Source organism: Rhodococcus cerastii, assembly GCF_033042195.1.
GTDB lineage: Bacteria > Actinomycetota > Actinomycetes > Mycobacteriales > Mycobacteriaceae > Rhodococcoides.
Window position 1 is genome coordinate 79,102 of record NZ_JAWLKF010000002.1, and the last position, 15,986, is coordinate 95,087.

The following is a 15,986-nucleotide window of genomic DNA, read 5'->3' on the forward strand; positions in this document are numbered from 1 at the left end:
TCCCGTGAAGAGCTGACGAAACCGCGGCCACCCGATTGCCGGGTGGCCGCGGTTCTGCGTTGCGGGTGTCAGGTCATGTCGACATCCTTGGTCTCGATCAACCGCTTGGTGCACACCAGACTGAGTACCGACAGCAGGGCCAGCATGACTCCGATCGAGATGCTGCCGAACGCGGCGGTGAGCGGTGCGGCCAGCATCGGCGGAATCGCGCCACCGAGAACTCCGGCGAGGTTGTAGCCCAAACCTGCTCCGGTGTAACGGAAACGGGTCTGGAACAGCTCGGGGAGCAGGGCTCCGGTCGGTCCGTAGGCAACTCCGAAGATGGCGAGCGTGACGCACATGCCGATCACGAATGCTGCGGGTGACCCGGTGTCGAGAACGGGGAACAGTGCGATCGACCAGGGAATCGCAATGATGCACGCTCCCATGATCACACGCCGTCGGCCGACGCGATCGGAGTAGGTCGCCGAGACCGCGATGGCAACTCCGAAGATCACCGCGGCACCGATTCCGGTGATCAACACGAACGGCCGGTCGAACCCGAGTGTCTTGGTGCCGTAGCTGGTCAGGTACGCGGTACCCATGTAGAAGAAGGCGAACAGAGATGCCAATGCGCCTGCAGCAGTGATGATCTCGCGCTTCTGGATGCGCCAGGCGTCGAAGATCGGCAGTTTCGTCGGTGCTGCGTTCGCCGGTGCCTGCTCCTCGGCGAGCTTGTTGGCGCGAAAGACGGGGGTCTCCTCGATGGCGAGGCGCATGTACAGGCCGATGAGTACCAGAACGGCGCTGAGCAGGAACGGGATTCGCCAACCGTAGTTGAGGAACGTCTCGTTGGTGTCGCCGAGCAGCAGTCCGGTCGCGAGGAATGTCGCGCTGGAGAAGATGAACGCGGCGGACGGTCCCAGCTGAGGGAACATCGCGTAGAAGCCGCGTTTGCCAGGAGGCGCGTACTCGGCCGTCAGCAGTGTCGCGCCTGCCCATTCACCACCGACTGCGAACCCCTGGCCGAACCTGAGCAGCACCAGGATGATCGGAGCAGCCACGCCGATCGTCTCCGCGCCGGGGAGCAGGCCGATGGCGAACGTGGACACCCCCATCAGCAACAGCGTCGAGATCAGGGTTTTCTTGCGACCGATGCGGTCACCGAAGTGCCCGAACAGCACTGCGCCGACGGGCCTGGCGATGAACGCGACCGCGAACGTCGCGAACGAGGCCACGGTGCCTGCGGTGGAGCCGAGGGCCGGGAAGAAGATCGTCGGGAAGACCAGGGCGGCCGCGGTGCCGTAGATGAAGAAGTCGTAGAACTCGATCGTCGTGCCGATGCCACTGGCGACAGCGACCCGGCGGACACTGGTCTTGGTCTGCACCGTAGGTGGCGTCGATGCGGACACACCCGGGTCGTCGGGTGAGACAGTGGTCATGGTTCCTCCGTTTTGTCGGGTATCGGGTGAATGCGCGATACCGAGTGCGACGAACGGTAGTGATCCGAGTCACTCGATGAATACCCCCGGATGGGGGTGTGGTGGACGCACGAGACCTCAGGCGCACCTCAGGGTTCGCCGGTACCGTCTGACCGCAGGGGAGCGACGCTTGTGTCCGCAGGGTGGGAAGCGAAGGTGATCTGGTGTCCACAGACCACAATCGAGACGTGTTCGACAGTGAGCGGGTGGCTGCGGCGTACGTGGAGCACGCGGGACCCACCGACGGCTTTCTCGACCGCGGGGAGGCGGCGGCGCTGGTGGCTGCGGCCTCGGTTGCGCGCGGAACGCCGATACTGGACGTGGGAGTCGGCAGCGGCCGAACCACGGCGCTGCTTCGGCTGATCAGCGACCGCTACGTTGCGATCGACTACGCACCCACCATGGTCGACGCCTTTCGGCGAAACTTTCCCGACCTGCAGGCGCACGTGGCCGACGCGCGCAACCTGGTGGACTTCTCGGACGGCGAATTCGGCCTGATCGTGTTCAGCAACAACGGAATCGACACCGTGACCCACGACGAACGAGTCCGGGTACTCGCAGAATTTCACCGAGTTCTCGGCGAGTCCGGAATTCTGGTGTTCTCCACTCTCAACCGCAACGGACCGTCGTTCGGGGAGAAGCCGTTTCAGTTGAGCAGACCGACCCAGCGGTTCACGTTCTCACTCGAGCGTGTCGTGACGGCCATCGGTAGGCGACTGCTCGATCCCGCCGGAGTCGTTCGTAGCGTTGCCAATTGGTGGTCTGCGCGCTCTCGAGTCGTCGATCGCGGAACGTGGGCCGTAGCGCCGCTCGCTGCGCACGATTTCGCTCCGTTCATGCACTTCACCACCGTGGCTGACGTGCGCCGACTGGTAACCGATGCCGGGTTCACCATCTCCGAGATCTTCGCCGACGACGGTTCGATCGTGGCACCCGACGTTCTGACGAGCTCAGCGGACAACTTCACCGTTTTCGCACGCAAGTAGGGCGTCAGCCCAGTCGCTCGAGCGCCTCGGTCATCTTCTCCACGGTGTCCGGCGCGACTTTCGCCTCGAATCCCGCCTTCAGGAACGGGCCGGCTACCTTCGCTGCACCGTTGAATTCGACCTTCGCGTGGTAAGCGATTCGGGTGGAGTGCGATCCTTCGGCAGTCAACGTGATGTCGTCGACGCTGGTGGCCGTCTTGTTCTCGCCCTCGAGCACGATGTGATCAGGCTCGTCGGTGACCAAGGTGTAGGTCAACTCCGTGGTGATACCGAACAGCTTGGACACGTTGTGCCACTGCGTTCCGACGGCGACCGGACCGTCGGAAATCTGTGTGCAACTCTGGGTTCCAGGATCCCACGACGGCGCATGGGAGAAGTCGCGTAGAAAGGCGGCCGCCTTCTCGATCGGAACAGCGGCGGTGAAGGTGCGGGTGACGTCGACCATGAGAGTTCTTCCTGTCGTCGGGGATCAGTCTTCGAGCGGGACGCCGAGGTGCTCGGCGAGCCGGCGCATGGTGCCGACGATCTGTTCCTCGGTCACCCGTGGGAAGCCGGCCATCTTCCGGAATTCCGGGTCGGTGACTCGAGACCAGTCGTACACCTGTGTCAGGGCCGTCCGGTCGTCGGCGACCTCCTCGAGTTCCCAGGACCACCGCGTGCCACGAGGTTCCATGCCCTGGCGATTGGGAATCCAACCGATACGTCGGTCCTGCTCGAACACGAACACGGTGTTCTCCATGACGTACTCGCCGATTTCCGGCTGATACATGTCCATCGCGAAGGTGTCGCCCACGGTGCCGAGCGGCGTGGGGTCGATCGCACCACGCAACATCTCCGAGCCGTCGACCGCGGCCTGAACCTCGGGGTTGGCCAGTGCGGTGAACACCGACGCCGGGGGAGCGTCGATCACTCTGCGGACGGTCAGCTGGTCGCTCATGGGGCTCGCTTTCGGTTGTTTACGCTGGCTACGGAGTTACCCCCGTCTGCGTGGAAGGAAACTCCGGTCGCCGTTTTTGCCTCCCGGTTTGTTTTGCATCGCAGTGGACACAGCGACGAAACACGACCGCCACGTCGCATTCGTACAGTCGCCGGGTCGGACTCCACAAAATCCAGCTGTGGAGCAGCACCTTGTCAAGGGGTAGCCATGAGTGGAAATACCGTACGCCTGCAGGCGATCAAAGACGTCGAGGCGTATGTGCCGCCTGCGGTCAGCTTCGTCGGAGACGAGAAGCCGGGCGAGATCTTCGGAGAGAACGTCTTCAGCAAGGTCGTCATGCAGAAGCGACTGCCCAAATCCGTGTTCAAGTCGGTGATGGCGACCATCGACAAAGGCAAGAAGCTCGACCCCCTGGTCGCCGACGCGGTGGCGTCGGCGATGAAGGACTGGGCACTGGAGAAGGGCGCGACGCATTATGCGCACGTCTTCTATCCCCTCACCGGCTTGACGGCCGAGAAGCACGACAGCTTCTTCGACCCGGTCGGTGACGGCAGCGCGCTCGCGGAATTCGCGGGCAAGACGCTGATCCAGGGCGAGCCCGACGCGTCGAGCTTCCCCAACGGCGGCCTGCGCAACACGTTCGAGGCTCGTGGGTACACCGGTTGGGACGTCACCAGCCCGGCGTACGTACTGGAGAATCCGAACGGCAACACCCTGTGCATCCCGACGGTGTTCGTCTCGATGACCGGTGAGGCCCTCGACCACAAGACGCCGTTGCTGCGTTCGCAGCAGGCCATGGGTGGGCATGCCGAGCGGATCCTGAAGCTGTTCGGGCACGAGAACATCGAGAACATCGTCTCGTTCTGTGGTCCGGAGCAGGAGTACTTCCTGGTCGACCGACACTTCTTCCTGGCCCGGCCCGACCTGCTCAATGCCGGCCGCACCCTGTTCGGCTCGAAGCCGCCCAAGGGCCAGGAGTTCGACGATCACTACTTCGGGGCCATTCCCGAGCGTGTGCTCGGCTTCATGATGGACACCGAGCGCGAGCTGTTCAAGCTCGGCATTCCGGCCAAGACCCGGCACAACGAGGTCGCACCCGGGCAGTTCGAGATCGCGCCCATGTTCGAGCGCGGCAACATCGCAGCCGATCACCAGCAACTGTTGATGACCACGTTCAAGACCATCGCCAAGAAGCACGGCATGGAATGCCTGTTCCACGAGAAGCCCTTCGAAGGCGTCAACGGCTCCGGCAAGCACGTCAACTTCTCGCTCGGTAACTCCGATCTGGGATCGCTGCTGGTTCCCGGCGACAATCCCCACGACAACGCACAGTTCCTCGTCTTCTGTGCTGCCGTCATCCGTGCTGTGCACAAGTACGGCGGTCTGCTGCGCGCCTCGGTGGCGTCGGCGACCAACGATCATCGCCTCGGCGCGAACGAGGCTCCGCCCGCGATCATCTCGATCTTCCTCGGCGATCAGCTCGCCGACGTGTTCGACCAGATCGCCAAGGGCGCGGCCACGTCGTCGAAGGGCAAGGGCACCATGATGATCGGTGCCGACACTCTGCCCGTGCTGCCGACCGATCCCGGCGACCGTAACCGAACCAGTCCGTTCGCGTTCACCGGCAACAGGTTCGAGTTCCGCGCACCCGGTTCGATGCAGACCGTCAACGGTCCGATGGTCACGATCAACACGATCATGGCCGAGGCTCTCGACTACATGGCGACCAACCTCGAAGCGGCCGTCGCCGAGGGCACCGATTTCGACACCGCCGTGCAGAACCTGTTGACCGAGATCATCACCGAGCACGGCGCGGTGGTGTTCAACGGCGACGGCTACTCCGACAACTGGCAGATCGAGGCCGAGTCACGCGGCCTGCCGAACCTGCGTACGACGCTCGACGCGTTGCCCGAACTCATCTCGGACTCGGCGATGGAACTGTTCGAGAAGTACAAGGTGTTCAACCACCGAGAGATGCACTCGCGCTACGAGATCGGGCTCGAACAGTACGCATTGACGGTGTTCGTCGAGGCGCGTCTGACACTGGAGATGGGCCAGACGTCCATTCTGCCCGCAGCCGTGCGCTATCAGACCGAGCTGGCGCAGAACGTCAGTGCACTCAAGGGTGCGGGCGTCGACGACGTCGACATGACTGCGCTGCAGGCGGTGTCGGCACCGCTCGCCGAGCTGCGGGCAGCGTTGGCGACGTTGAAGGCCGCGCTCGAAGCCGACCCCGGCGGCGAGGCCCTCGCCGAGGCGACGCACGCCAAGGACGAACTGCTGCCCGCGATGGCCGCCGTTCGATCTGCGGCGGACACTCTGGAAGCCATGGTGGCCGACGATCTGTGGCCGCTGCCGACGTATCAGGAGATGCTCTACATCCTGTAGTGCGCTGCGCGCAGGAGTGGAGCCTGCGGAACGACCAGATGGAACAGTGGTGTGGATAAGTGCCTCGGAGGGCACTTGTCCGCACCACTGCTGCGTTCGGCGTGAGCAATGTCTCGAGGCGGAATAGCTCGGTGGATCTTTCGAGTTCGGAGTGAGCAGTGGCAAGTACTGTGCACGCACTCGTGAGGAGAGAGATCCATGAAGTTGTTTTCCCCGTTGGCGCTCGGCGACCTGAAGCTCGACAACCGGCTGGTGATGGCCCCGCTCACGCGGACGCGCTCCGGCCAGGACGGTGTACCGGGCCCGCTGGTGGTCGAGCACTACAAGCAGCGCGCATCCCTGGGTCTGATCGTCAGTGAAGGCACGTACCCCAGCCATGCAGGCCAGGGCTTCCCCGGTCAGCCCGGTCTGGTGACCGACGAGCAGATCGAGGGCTGGCGCAACGTCGCCGATGCAGTGCACGCCGACGGCGGACGGATCTTCGCGCAGGTGATGCACGCCGGTCGCGTGACCCACGAGGCGACGACGGGTGGCCGCGAGGTCGTCGGGCCCAGTGCCATTGCCATCGAGGGCGAGACCCACACCTACGAGGGCAAGAAGGCGTACCCCACCCCGCGTGCGCTGCGTGAGGACGAGCTGCCCTCGGTGATCGCCGACTTCGTGCAGGCGTCGAAGAACGCGATCGCCGCCGGAATGGACGGCGTCGAGATCCACGGTGCCAACGGATATCTGTTGCACGAATTCCTTTCGCCCGCCTCGAACCAGCGCGACGACTCGTACGGCGGCTCGCCGGAGAATCGGGCGCGATTCGTGGCCGAGGTCGTCGAGGCAGTGGTCGCCGCTCTCGGAGCGGGCAAGGTCGGAATTCGCATTTCACCCGAGCACAACATCCAGGACGCGCTCGAGACGGACGCCGACGACGTGCGCGCCACCTACCGCGCATTGGTCGATCGAATCGCCCCCCTGGGACTGGCGTACCTCAGTGTGCTGCACAAGGACCCGTCGGGTGAGCTCGTCCAGGATCTGCGACAGGCCTTCGGCGGCCCGGTGCTCGTCAACAGTGGCTTCGGTGAGATCACCACCCGCGACGAGGCGCTCTCACTTCTCGACAACGGCATCGGCGACGCAGTTGTCGTCGGCCGTCCGGCAATCGCCAACCCCGACCTCGCCTACCGCTGGCGCGAGGATCTGCCGTTGAACGAGCCCGACCCGAGCACCTTCTACACCGATGGTGCCGAGGGCTACACGGATTACCCGGCCTTGCAGCACTAGCAGTGCCCGGCGTTTGCCGACCAGATATTCAGATGCCCACCGTCACAGGTGGGCATCTGAACAATCTGTGGGCACACAGAGCTCTAGAAGTCCGCGGTCTTACGGGCGCGGATCTTGCTGACGATCGAGAACACCACAGCGATGACCATCAGTGCGTAGAGCACGATGGTGATGCCGCTGCTGATCAGAATCGACGGATCTCCTTCGCTGACGGCCAGTGCGCGTCGCAGTGATTCCTCGGCGAGCGGGCCGAGGATCACCGCGATGAGCACCGGTGCGAGTGGAATTTCGTAGCGCCGCATCATGAATCCGACGATGCCGAGCCCGAGCATGAAGATCAGGTCCACGATCGACGCACTCGACGCGTAGACGCCGAGAGCTGCGAACACCGAAATACCGGCGTAGAGATAGTTCTTCGGGATCTTCAGCAGCTGCGCCCACAGCGGTGCGAACGGCAGGTTGAGGATCAACAGCACGATCATGGCCACGAACAGGCTGGCCAGCAGGGCCCAGACGATGTCGCCGCTGCGCTCGAAGAGCAGGGGCCCGGGTTGCATGCCGTACTGCTGGAAGGCCGCCAACATGATTGCGGCCGTCGCCGACGTGGGCAGACCCAGAGCCAACAGCGCGCCCATTGCCGTTCCGGCCGTGGAGTTTCCGGCCGCCTCGGGACCCGCGACGCCGCGAATGGCCCCCTTGCCGAACATCGGCTTCTCGCGCTTGCGATCGAGCCTGCGCTCGGTGCCGTAGGCCAGGAAGCTCGGCACTTCGGCACCACCTGCGGGGATCACACCGAACGGTACGCCGAATGCCGTACCGCGCATCCATGCCGGCAACGCATCGCGGAACTCTGCCTTGCTCAGCCACGGTCGTCCCTGCGACTTGATCAGCGAACGGTCCTCGGGTCTACCGATCTTCGACGCGATGTGGATGACCTCACCGAGGGCGAGCATCGCGACGGTGATGACGACGATGTGGATGCCGTCGAACAGGGCAGGGACCTCGAACGTGAATCGTGATGCGCCCGAGGGGCCGTCGATACCGATGACGGCGAGGGTGAGGCCGATCAGCAGTGCGGTCAGGCCCTTGAGCGCGGAGTCCGAGACCACCGCCGAGGTGGCGATGAACGCGAACACCGCGAGGGCGAGGTACTCGGCGGGACCGAAGTTGGTCGCCAAGGCGGCGAGCGTCGGGGCGAAGAACACCACCAGGGTCGTCGCGACGATACCGCCGATGAACGCGCCGATCGCCGAGGTGGCCAAAGCCTGTGGGGCGCGGCCGTTCTTGGCCATTCGATGGCCCTCGAACGTGCCTGCGATAGCAGTGCTGTTGCCTGGGGTGTTCATCAGAATGCCCGAGATGGAATCGCCGAACAGGCCGCCGAAATACACTCCGGCGAACATGATCAGCGCGGCGGTCGGGTCGAGGGTGAAGGTGACGGGCAGCAGCAGGGCCACGGCCATGGCGGAGCCGAGACCGGGCAGGACGCCCACGGCGGTTCCGAGCAGCGCGCCGACGAACACCCAGACGAGGTTCATCGGAGTCAGCGCGGTGCCGAATCCGTCGATGAGATTGCTCAATGAATCCATCAGAAGTTCAGCTCCGTCAGAAGATGTGGGCGAGGACGCCGCCGGGCAGGGTCAGCCCGAGGCCGGCGGAGAATGCGATCTGAATCGTGCTCGAGACCAGCAGTGCTACTGCCGCGTCGAACACGTAACGGCGACCGCCCAATCCGACCGACACGCCCCAGAACAGCAGCGCGCCGGCCAGGACCCAGCCGAGCGGGTCGAGCAGGGCGATGAACAATGCCACCGATCCGACGGTGATCGACAGGGTTCGCCAGTTGCTGACGGTGCCGGTGTGCGGCTTTCCGTCGGCGTCGACCCCGCGGTCGATCACGTCGGGCTTGACCATCAACTGAATGGTGACCAACAGGGCGACGACGAAGCAGCCGCCGGCGACGATGGCCGGAAAGACCTGTGGGCCAGGCGAGGTGGCGGTGGACGGAACATCCATCGTGACGGTTCCGTAGACCAGGAACACTCCCAGTGCAACGAGAAGTGCCGGGACGATCAGGCCGCTGCGGCCGGTCCAGAACGACCGGGACGTACCCGTGTCGGTGTCTGTGGTCGTCGTTGTCATACCAGCCCCAATTCCTCGAGAATTCCGGTGATCCGTGTCTGCTCGACCTCGAGGAATTCGCCGAATTCGTCTCCGGTCAGGACGGATTCCTTCCAGCGGTTGCGTTCGACGGCTGTGGCCCACTGCTCGGTTTCGACCATCTCGGTGACGATGTCGACGAGAGTTTGCCGGTCCTCGTCCGAGATCCCCGGGGGCGCAACGATTCCACGCCAGTTCACGAGGTCGACGTTGTAGCCCTGTTCGATGAACGTGTCCACGTCGAATCCCTCGAGCGGCTCGGGCGAGGCGACGGCGAGTGCGCGTACGTTGCCTGCCTCGATCTGGTCGCGGAAGTCGTTGAAGCCACTGACCGCGACGCCGACGGTGTTCGACAGCAGCGACGTCAGGACCTCGCCACCTCCGGAGTAGGCGATGTAATTGATTGCGGCCGGGTCGATGTCGGCTTCCTGCGCCAACTGACCCGCGACGATGTGGTCGATTCCGCCGAGGGAGCCGCCGCCGATCGGTAGTCCACCGGGATTGGCCCGCCATGCCTCGATCATGTCCTCGAGATTCTGGATGGGTGAATCCTTGGGCACCACGAAGACCTCGAAGTCCTCGGCGAGCTTGGCGATCGGGACGGTGTCGGCCAGGGTGGTCTCGGAGTTGTTGATCGCGATGCCGCCGAGCATGACGGTTCCGGTGATCATGACGGTGGTGGGCTGACCGCTGAGGTTGTCGAGTTGGCTCAGGCCGATTGTGCCGCCGGCACCGGGGACATTGACGACCTGAGCGTTGTTGACGATGCCGTCGCTACGTAGCGCCTGTTGCGATTCGCGGGCGACCAGATCCCAGCCTCCGCCCGCGGCGGCCGGTGCGATCAGTGTCAATTTGGCTCGGGCGTCGGAGCCGCTGGCACTGCGAGCGGCGTCGATTCCGGCAACGGTGACTGCTCCCACCACCACCAAGGCTCCGGCCGTTCGTAGCAGTGTGGGCGATATCGCCATCAGAGACCTTTCGTGTGGGGTGTCACAGCGTCAGGTTAGATACAGTTTGTCTGATTAGTCCAGTTCACAAATCCCCGAGGGTGATCCTCGGTGAAGACGAGCAACGAGCAACGGGAGAGAACGTGTCGGTAGCGAGCGCAGTGGCAGTAGCGATGAGCAACACACTGGAGGGGCAGGAAGCGTTGCGCCGCGGTGCCGCCGAGGCCGAGCTGCGTCAGGCCGAGCTGATCGTGTTGTCCGTGGTGGACCGCGATTCCGTATCGGCAGAGGACCGCGCGGCAGCGCAGGCCGAGGTGGAGAAAACCCTTCCCGGAACTGCCACCACCGTGCGCGTCGAGCCCGACGGGGGCGACCCGGCCGGCGCGCTGGTCGATCTCGTCGCAGACGTCGGTGCGGGCATGGTCGTCATCGGCTCCAAGCGTCGCTCCGCGGTGGGCAAGTTCCTGATGGGCAGCACCGTGCAGCGAGTGCTGCTGGACTGCCCGGTTCCCGTCCTGGTCGTGAAGGCGCCGTGACCCGACACTGACTTCGACCCGGTAGTATCGGATAAACTTCACCCATTACGACCCTGAGGAATCATGGACAGCGATAAACCCGGGCCGGACACGGCTCCCCGCACCACAGCTACTACGTGCGAGGCGGTGTCCGGCGAATGAGCGTTCTGCTCACTCTTCTGCTCGGCCTGCTCGTCGTTTTCCTCATCACCGTCGCGACCGGTTACTTCGTAGCCCAGGAATTCGCGTACATGACCGTCGACCGGTCCCGGCTCAAGGCGCGTGCCGAGGCCGGTGACGCCGTCGCCGCTCGTACCCTGACCGTCACCAAGCGCACGTCGTTCATGCTGTCCGGTGCGCAGCTGGGCATCACGGTCACCGGCCTGCTGGTCGGCTACGTCGCCGAACCGCTGATCGGTCAGTCCTTCGGCGCGATACTGGGCGGCGTCGGAGTTCCGACGGCCGTCGGTGTCGGCCTCGGTGCCGTTCTGGCGATCACGTTCGCGACGTTCGTGCAGATGCTCTTCGGTGAACTGTTCCCGAAGAACTTCGCGATCGCCCGCCCCGAGCCGGTGGCTCGATGGCTCTCGCTGTCGACGACCATCTACCTCAAGCTCTTCGGGTGGTTGATCACCATCTTCGACCAGTCGTCGAACCTGTTGCTCAAGGCTCTCAAGATCGAGCCGGTCCACGACGTGGAGCACTCGGCGAGCCTGCGCGACCTCGAGCACATCGTCTCGGATTCCCGCGAGACCGGCGATCTGCCCGACGAGTTGTCGACGCTGCTCGATCGAATCCTCGATTTCCCCACTCGCACAGTCGAACACGCGATGATCCCGCGTTCGCGATCGGCGACGGTCCGAGACACCGACACTCTCAGCGAGGTCGCTGCCCTGATGGGGCAGGAGCACTCGAGGTATCCGGTGCTCGACGAGGACGACGGTATCGTCGGCGTCGTCCATCTCGCGGACGTCCTGTCCGCGACGGTGCCGGGTTCCACACCGATCTCCGAGCTCACGCGTGACGCGCTGATCCTCCCGGAGATCCAGACCCTGCCCGACGCGATGCGCGAGTTGCGCTCGACCAAGAACCAATTGGCTTGTGTGATCGACGAATACGGCGGTCTGACCGGCGTCATCACGATCGAGGACCTGGCCGAGGAGCTGGTCGGCGAGATCACCGACGAGCACGACGACGACCTGTCCGATCCGAGCCCGGTCAGTGCCGACGACGGCAGCTGGACCATGGCCGGCGAGGTGCACGTCGACGAGGTCGAACGTGCCATCGGCATCGATCTGCCCGAGGGTGACTACGAGACCATTGCCGGTTTCGCCATCGCGCACAACGGATCTCTCCCCGATGTCGGGGAACGGATCGAAGTGGACCTACCACCGGACAACGCCGATCTGGCGAACGACGAGGAGAGTCCCGTTCGTTTCGTCATCCTCGAGATCGAGGAGATCGACAGCCACGTCCCGTCCCTGCTGACTCTGACGCTCGGCGAGCGTGACCCCGAACACGACGACGAGTCGGCCGAGTCGAAGGAAAGTGTGCACCGATGAGCAACATCTGGATTTTCCTGGCCGTCACGATCGGCCTCATCGCTGCCAGTGCCTTCTTCGTGGCCGTCGAGTTCGCGCTGTTGGCCGCCAAGCGGCATCGGCTCGAAGACGCGGCACCCAATTCACGCTCCGCTCGTGCGGCGCTGCGCAGCTCGTCCGAGCTGACGGTTCTGCTCGCCGGCTCCCAGCTCGGCATCACCGTCTGCACGCTCGGTCTCGGTGCGACGACGAAGCCGGCCGTGCACTACTGGCTCACGCCCCTGTTCGAGAGCGGCGGCCTGCCGTACTGGTTCGCCGACGTCCTCGGTTTCGTGCTCGCGCTGATCATCGTCACCTTCCTGCATCTGGTGGTCGGTGAGATGGCTCCGAAGTCCTGGGCCATCGCCCATCCGGAGAAGTCCGCGACGATGCTCGCAATCCCTATGCGCGCGTTCATGTTTCTCACCCGTCCGGTGCTGACGGCACTGAACAACATGGCGAACTGGTGCCTGCGGCGGGTCGGCGTCGAACCGGCCGACACCGTGGGTACGGGCCAGAACGCGGACGACCTTCGGCAGCTGGTGGAGCATTCGGTGAACGTCGGTGCCCTCGATGCCAGCTATCAGGCGCAGATCTCGAGTGCGCTGGAACTGCAGGAATTGACCGTCGGTGACCTGGTGCGTCAGTTCGGCAAGCCCACGTCGGTACCGTCCACAGCGACGATCGACGACGTGCGCGAGGCCTCACGTCGCTCGGGACATCTGCGGATCCTGGTCAGCGACGCGGACGTGGTCAAGGGCGTGGTGCACGTGCGCGACACGTTGACCGCTCCGCAGACCCTCGCCGAGATCACGCGTCCGGCATACACGCTCGAGGCGACGACGCCGGTGTACGTTGCCCTGCAGTCGATGCGCGAGACCCGGCATCACCTTACACTGGTGGTCGACGGTTCGGCGGCGGCGGACGATCCGGCTCGCAGCGTCGGCGTCGTGACCCTGTCGGATGTGTTGACCCGACTGTTGCCCCAGCCGGTCTGATTCGATTCCGGTTTCGAACGAGACATCCCCGCCCGGCCGAGACGGCCGAGCGGGGATGTCTTCGTCGTGGCAGGTCGAAAGAACTCAGATCGGGGCGACAACCAGAAGGTGTGCCCAGTACGACGCGACGTCGTGGCCGAGTTGGGGGAGCAGAACGTCGTAGAGCAGGTAGGACATCATTGCCGTCGAACTCCTTGTTCAGCGTGCCGTTTCCGACTCGCGTTCCGAGATTGTGGGTGACCGAGACTGCCGGTCACTGAGACTGTAGATCACACAGCCTTCGGTGACATCCATATCGCCCACTCGCACCCCCCGTGGCGCACGTCAGCCGATGCAGCCCTGCAGGGTGGTGAAGCTGCCCGCGATTCCGGCACCGTTGCACACCGCGCCGTTCGGGGTGAGGGTGATAGTGGAGCCCGGTGCTGCCACCGCGATGGAGAGCCCGAGACCGGCTGCCGTGTTCTGTGCGACAGCACCGGGGCCGAAGGCGATCGCTGCAGGCGCGCCACCGAAACTGCCGTTGCTCACTGCAGTTCCACCGTTCAGTCCGAGTGCAAGGGCGGCTGCGTTGTTCATCGCCTCGGCCGAACCCCAGCCTTCGAGGCCGAGACCGGCCGCCGCACTCGCGACGTCTGCGGAGCTGTCGCACTGCGATCCTCCGACGAGCGCAGCGACATCGGCCCCTCCGGGTGCGGTGGTGCAGGCGACCGGTGCTGCGGATGCAGTCCCGGGTACCAGTGCCGCGAATGCACACGCGAATCCGAATGCTGCCGCCCCGCCGACAATCCTCTTGGTGTGGAACATGGTGAATGCCTCCCCAGATCAGTGCGTCGGCACCGGTGTGCCGAGCGTGTCGGTCGTCGGGCCGATGGTGCGCAGGGCCCGCACGCCCTGGAGTCGAGTCTCGACGGGTCCGAACGCGGCACGGGTTCGGCATCATCACGGAAACGTCTCGGTAGTATCACGCTGAAATAACGCGCTGGTGGGTGTGCGTGGCCTCTAGGATCGGACCGTGATCGGACGCATCGACGAGGTCGTTTTCGACTGCACGGACCCGGCATCGCTGGCGCAATTCTGGGCCGCGATACTCGGCGGAGAGCCGATGGTGCGTGACGCCGCATGGCACTTCGTCGACGTTCCCGGGTTCACTCGGCTGGCGTTTCAGCGAGTCCCGGAGGGCAAAGCGGGTAAGAACCGGCTGCACCTCGACGTCGCCGTACCGGATATCGACCGTGCCGTCGGGTCGGCCGTCGCCCTGGGTGCGAGGGTGCTCGGCGACCGACACTCCGACGCGGCGGGAACCTTCCAGGTGCTGCTCGATCCCGAGGGCAACGAGTGGTGCCTGGTGACGCCGCCCGCCTGAACCCAGCCGATCAGCGGGCGTCGTGTTCGGCGCGTGACTCGAGGACGGCAGGCATGTTGCCTTCGATCAGTTCGATGAGATCGCTCAATCGGGTACCGACGTCGCGTCCCAGCGGGGTGAGGCTGTACTCCACCTTCGGCGGAATGGTCTCGAGGACGGTGCGGACCACGAGGCCGTCCCGCTCGAGGGTCTGGAGGGTCTGCGAGAGCATGCGTTCGCTGACACCGTCGACGCGTCGACGCAACGCGTTGAATCGATAGTCGCCCTCGGTGAGGGCGGCGAGGGCGAGCACGCCCCACCTGCTGGTGGCGTTCTGCAATGTCTGCCTCGACGCACAGTCACGCGCGAAGACGGACGCTTCGAGAGATTCTGCGGGCTCGGACATATCGCCATGCTAGCGCATATCAAAGAGTCAGTAATGACCGGAGGGGTTGCACTAGACGAAAAGTAAGTGCATTGTGAGGGGGTACTCGACACCTCGACTTCAGGAGTTCGATCATGACCACAGCGGTAACAGGAGCAACGGGCAATCTCGGCGGACTCGTCGTCGACGCACTCATCGAGCGTGGTGTCGCACCTGCCGACATCGTGGCGGTCGTCCGAAACGCGGACAAGGCCGCTCCGCTGGCCGAACGCGGCGTCGTGGTTCGGGTCGCCGACTACTCCGATTCCGCCGCGATGACGGCGGCTCTCGCCGGCGTCGACAAGCTTCTGCTCGTCTCGGGCTCGGAGGTGGGTCAGCGAATTGCGCAGCACACCAACGTGATCGAGGCAGCGGAGGCTGCCGGAGTGGGCCTGATCGCCTACACCAGCCTGCTGGCCGCAGACACTTCGGGAGTGAGCCTCGCGCCCGAGCACAAGGCGACCGAGGAACGCCTCGCCGCGTCCAGGATCCCCGCGGTATTCCTGCGCAACGGCTGGTACTGGGAGAACTACCTCGGTTCGCTCGCCCAGACCGTCGAGAGCGGAGTGCTCCTCGGCGCGGCAGGCAACGGCAAGCTCGCCGCCGCGTCTCGCGTCGACTTCGCCGCCGCGGCCGCTGCCGTGCTGACACTCGACGATCAAGGCGGAAAGATCTACGAGCTCGGCGGCGACGAACGCCTCACCTACGCCGAGCTCGCGGCCGTCATCGGCGAACTCTCCGGCAAGCCGATCGCCTACAAGGACGTCTCCGAGTCCGAGTACGCCGCGATTCTCCAGGGCGCAGGACTGCCCGACTTCGTGGCAACCATGCTGGCCAGCGCGGATGCCGGGATTGCCCGCGGCGAGCTCGACACCGATTCCGGAGACCTGCAGGCCCTGATCGGTCGAGCGTCCACCCCGGTCGCAGAAGTACTCCGCGCCGCAGTGTGACGGACATCGGGGGCGGTACTTGTAGCG

The 15,986-nt window shown here is 64.7% G+C and carries 16 protein-coding genes; 8 read left to right on the top strand and 8 right to left on the bottom strand.

Annotated elements, in window-relative coordinates; translation table 11 throughout:
• Window positions 1-68: 68 nt before the first annotated feature.
• Complete coding sequence (locus R3P93_RS04650; protein WP_094639250.1) at window positions 69-1,421, bottom strand: MFS transporter; 1,353 nt, start codon at window positions 1,419-1,421, stop codon at window positions 69-71.
• A gap of 203 nt (window positions 1,422-1,624) precedes the next feature.
• Here R3P93_RS04650 and R3P93_RS04655 point away from each other — a divergent pair, with 203 nt between their 5' ends.
• On the top strand, window positions 1,625-2,446 hold the full coding sequence (locus tag R3P93_RS04655; protein ID WP_068055746.1) for a class I SAM-dependent methyltransferase: 822 nt from the start codon (window positions 1,625-1,627) through the stop codon (window positions 2,444-2,446).
• A 4-nt stretch (window positions 2,447-2,450) separates the two neighbouring features.
• Here R3P93_RS04655 and R3P93_RS04660 read toward each other — a convergent pair whose 3' ends face one another.
• Together R3P93_RS04660 and R3P93_RS04665 are read right to left on the bottom strand one after the other, a co-directional pair.
• On the bottom strand, window positions 2,451-2,891 hold the full coding sequence (locus tag R3P93_RS04660; RefSeq protein WP_317532499.1) for an SRPBCC family protein: 441 nt from the start codon (window positions 2,889-2,891) through the stop codon (window positions 2,451-2,453).
• A gap of 24 nt (window positions 2,892-2,915) precedes the next feature.
• Window positions 2,916-3,383, bottom strand: coding sequence for an SRPBCC domain-containing protein (locus R3P93_RS04665; protein WP_094639252.1), 468 nt, complete (start codon window positions 3,381-3,383; stop codon window positions 2,916-2,918).
• Between the two features lie 207 nt (window positions 3,384-3,590).
• Between R3P93_RS04665 and R3P93_RS04670 the strand changes: the two genes are divergently transcribed.
• A complete protein-coding gene (locus tag R3P93_RS04670) occupies window positions 3,591-5,771 on the top strand; it encodes a glutamine synthetase III family protein (RefSeq protein ID WP_094639253.1) in 2,181 nt (726 codons plus the stop codon).
• Between the two features lie 198 nt (window positions 5,772-5,969).
• Window positions 5,970-7,043: an alkene reductase gene (locus R3P93_RS04675; RefSeq protein ID WP_317532500.1), complete on the top strand. Its 1,074-nt coding sequence runs from the start codon at window positions 5,970-5,972 to the stop codon at window positions 7,041-7,043.
• A gap of 83 nt (window positions 7,044-7,126) precedes the next feature.
• On the opposite strand, the gene R3P93_RS04680 is transcribed toward R3P93_RS04675, so the two are convergent.
• Genes R3P93_RS04680 through R3P93_RS04690 form a run of 3 tightly spaced genes read right to left on the bottom strand, consistent with a single transcriptional unit; the run spans window position 7,127 to window position 10,171 of the window.
• On the bottom strand, window positions 7,127-8,632 hold the full coding sequence (locus R3P93_RS04680; protein ID WP_068055749.1) for a tripartite tricarboxylate transporter permease: 1,506 nt from the start codon (window positions 8,630-8,632) through the stop codon (window positions 7,127-7,129).
• A 16-nt stretch (window positions 8,633-8,648) separates the two neighbouring features.
• The gene (locus R3P93_RS04685) at window positions 8,649-9,185 is read right to left on the bottom strand and encodes a tripartite tricarboxylate transporter TctB family protein (protein ID WP_068055752.1); all 537 of its coding nucleotides are present in this window, start codon (window positions 9,183-9,185) and stop codon (window positions 8,649-8,651) included.
• Window positions 9,182-10,171, bottom strand: a complete 990-nt coding sequence (locus R3P93_RS04690) for a Bug family tripartite tricarboxylate transporter substrate binding protein (RefSeq protein ID WP_068055755.1) — start codon at window positions 10,169-10,171, stop codon at window positions 9,182-9,184. The genes R3P93_RS04685 and R3P93_RS04690 overlap by 4 nt, the downstream gene beginning before the upstream one ends.
• Before the next feature lie 152 nt (window positions 10,172-10,323).
• On the opposite strand from R3P93_RS04690, the gene R3P93_RS04695 reads away from it, so the two are divergent.
• The 3 genes from R3P93_RS04695 to R3P93_RS04705 all read left to right on the top strand — a co-directional run bounded on the left by R3P93_RS04695 (window position 10,324) and on the right by R3P93_RS04705 (window position 13,243).
• Entirely contained in the window at window positions 10,324-10,686 is a 363-nt protein-coding gene (locus R3P93_RS04695; RefSeq protein WP_317532501.1) for a universal stress protein, read from the top strand.
• Window positions 10,687-10,823: 137 nt separating this feature from the next.
• Window positions 10,824-12,227 (top strand): hemolysin family protein, encoded by a 1,404-nt coding sequence (locus tag R3P93_RS04700; RefSeq protein WP_094639256.1) that lies wholly within the window; start codon window positions 10,824-10,826, stop codon window positions 12,225-12,227.
• On the top strand, window positions 12,224-13,243 hold the full coding sequence (locus tag R3P93_RS04705) for a hemolysin family protein (RefSeq protein WP_317532502.1): 1,020 nt from the start codon (window positions 12,224-12,226) through the stop codon (window positions 13,241-13,243). Before R3P93_RS04700 ends, R3P93_RS04705 begins: the two co-directional genes overlap by 4 nt.
• A 324-nt stretch (window positions 13,244-13,567) precedes the next feature.
• On the opposite strand, the gene R3P93_RS04710 is transcribed toward R3P93_RS04705, so the two are convergent.
• The gene (locus tag R3P93_RS04710) at window positions 13,568-14,047 is read right to left on the bottom strand and encodes a DUF6764 family protein (protein ID WP_068055767.1); all 480 of its coding nucleotides are present in this window, start codon (window positions 14,045-14,047) and stop codon (window positions 13,568-13,570) included.
• Window positions 14,048-14,255: 208 nt separating this feature from the next.
• Here R3P93_RS04710 and R3P93_RS04715 point away from each other — a divergent pair, with 208 nt between their 5' ends.
• A complete protein-coding gene (locus R3P93_RS04715; RefSeq protein WP_068055771.1) occupies window positions 14,256-14,606 on the top strand; it encodes a VOC family protein in 351 nt (116 codons plus the stop codon).
• A gap of 10 nt (window positions 14,607-14,616) precedes the next feature.
• On the opposite strand, the gene R3P93_RS04720 is transcribed toward R3P93_RS04715, so the two are convergent.
• Window positions 14,617-14,991, bottom strand: coding sequence for a winged helix-turn-helix transcriptional regulator (locus R3P93_RS04720; RefSeq protein ID WP_068055773.1), 375 nt, complete (start codon window positions 14,989-14,991; stop codon window positions 14,617-14,619).
• A 113-nt stretch (window positions 14,992-15,104) separates the two neighbouring features.
• Here R3P93_RS04720 and R3P93_RS04725 point away from each other — a divergent pair, with 113 nt between their 5' ends.
• The gene (locus R3P93_RS04725) at window positions 15,105-15,959 is read left to right on the top strand and encodes an SDR family oxidoreductase (RefSeq protein ID WP_068055776.1); all 855 of its coding nucleotides are present in this window, start codon (window positions 15,105-15,107) and stop codon (window positions 15,957-15,959) included.
• Window positions 15,960-15,986: the final 27 nt, after the last annotated feature.

Coding starts and splice junctions, on each gene's coding strand:
- R3P93_RS04650 (WP_094639250.1), bottom strand. CDS start 1,421: ATGACCACTGTCTCACCCGACGACCCGGGTGTGTCCGCATCGACGCCA.
- R3P93_RS04660 (WP_317532499.1), bottom strand. CDS start 2,891: ATGGTCGACGTCACCCGCACCTTCACCGCCGCTGTTCCGATCGAGAAG.
- R3P93_RS04665 (WP_094639252.1), bottom strand. CDS start 3,383: ATGAGCGACCAGCTGACCGTCCGCAGAGTGATCGACGCTCCCCCGGCG.
- R3P93_RS04670 (WP_094639253.1), top strand. CDS start 3,591: ATGAGTGGAAATACCGTACGCCTGCAGGCGATCAAAGACGTCGAGGCG.
- R3P93_RS04675 (WP_317532500.1), top strand. CDS start 5,970: ATGAAGTTGTTTTCCCCGTTGGCGCTCGGCGACCTGAAGCTCGACAAC.
- R3P93_RS04680 (WP_068055749.1), bottom strand. CDS start 8,632: ATGGATTCATTGAGCAATCTCATCGACGGATTCGGCACCGCGCTGACT.
- R3P93_RS04685 (WP_068055752.1), bottom strand. CDS start 9,185: ATGACAACGACGACCACAGACACCGACACGGGTACGTCCCGGTCGTTC.
- R3P93_RS04690 (WP_068055755.1), bottom strand. CDS start 10,171: ATGGCGATATCGCCCACACTGCTACGAACGGCCGGAGCCTTGGTGGTG.
- R3P93_RS04695 (WP_317532501.1), top strand. CDS start 10,324: ATGAGCAACACACTGGAGGGGCAGGAAGCGTTGCGCCGCGGTGCCGCC.
- R3P93_RS04700 (WP_094639256.1), top strand. CDS start 10,824: ATGAGCGTTCTGCTCACTCTTCTGCTCGGCCTGCTCGTCGTTTTCCTC.
- R3P93_RS04705 (WP_317532502.1), top strand. CDS start 12,224: ATGAGCAACATCTGGATTTTCCTGGCCGTCACGATCGGCCTCATCGCT.
- R3P93_RS04710 (WP_068055767.1), bottom strand. CDS start 14,047: ATGTTCCACACCAAGAGGATTGTCGGCGGGGCGGCAGCATTCGGATTC.
- R3P93_RS04720 (WP_068055773.1), bottom strand. CDS start 14,991: ATGTCCGAGCCCGCAGAATCTCTCGAAGCGTCCGTCTTCGCGCGTGAC.
- R3P93_RS04725 (WP_068055776.1), top strand. CDS start 15,105: ATGACCACAGCGGTAACAGGAGCAACGGGCAATCTCGGCGGACTCGTC.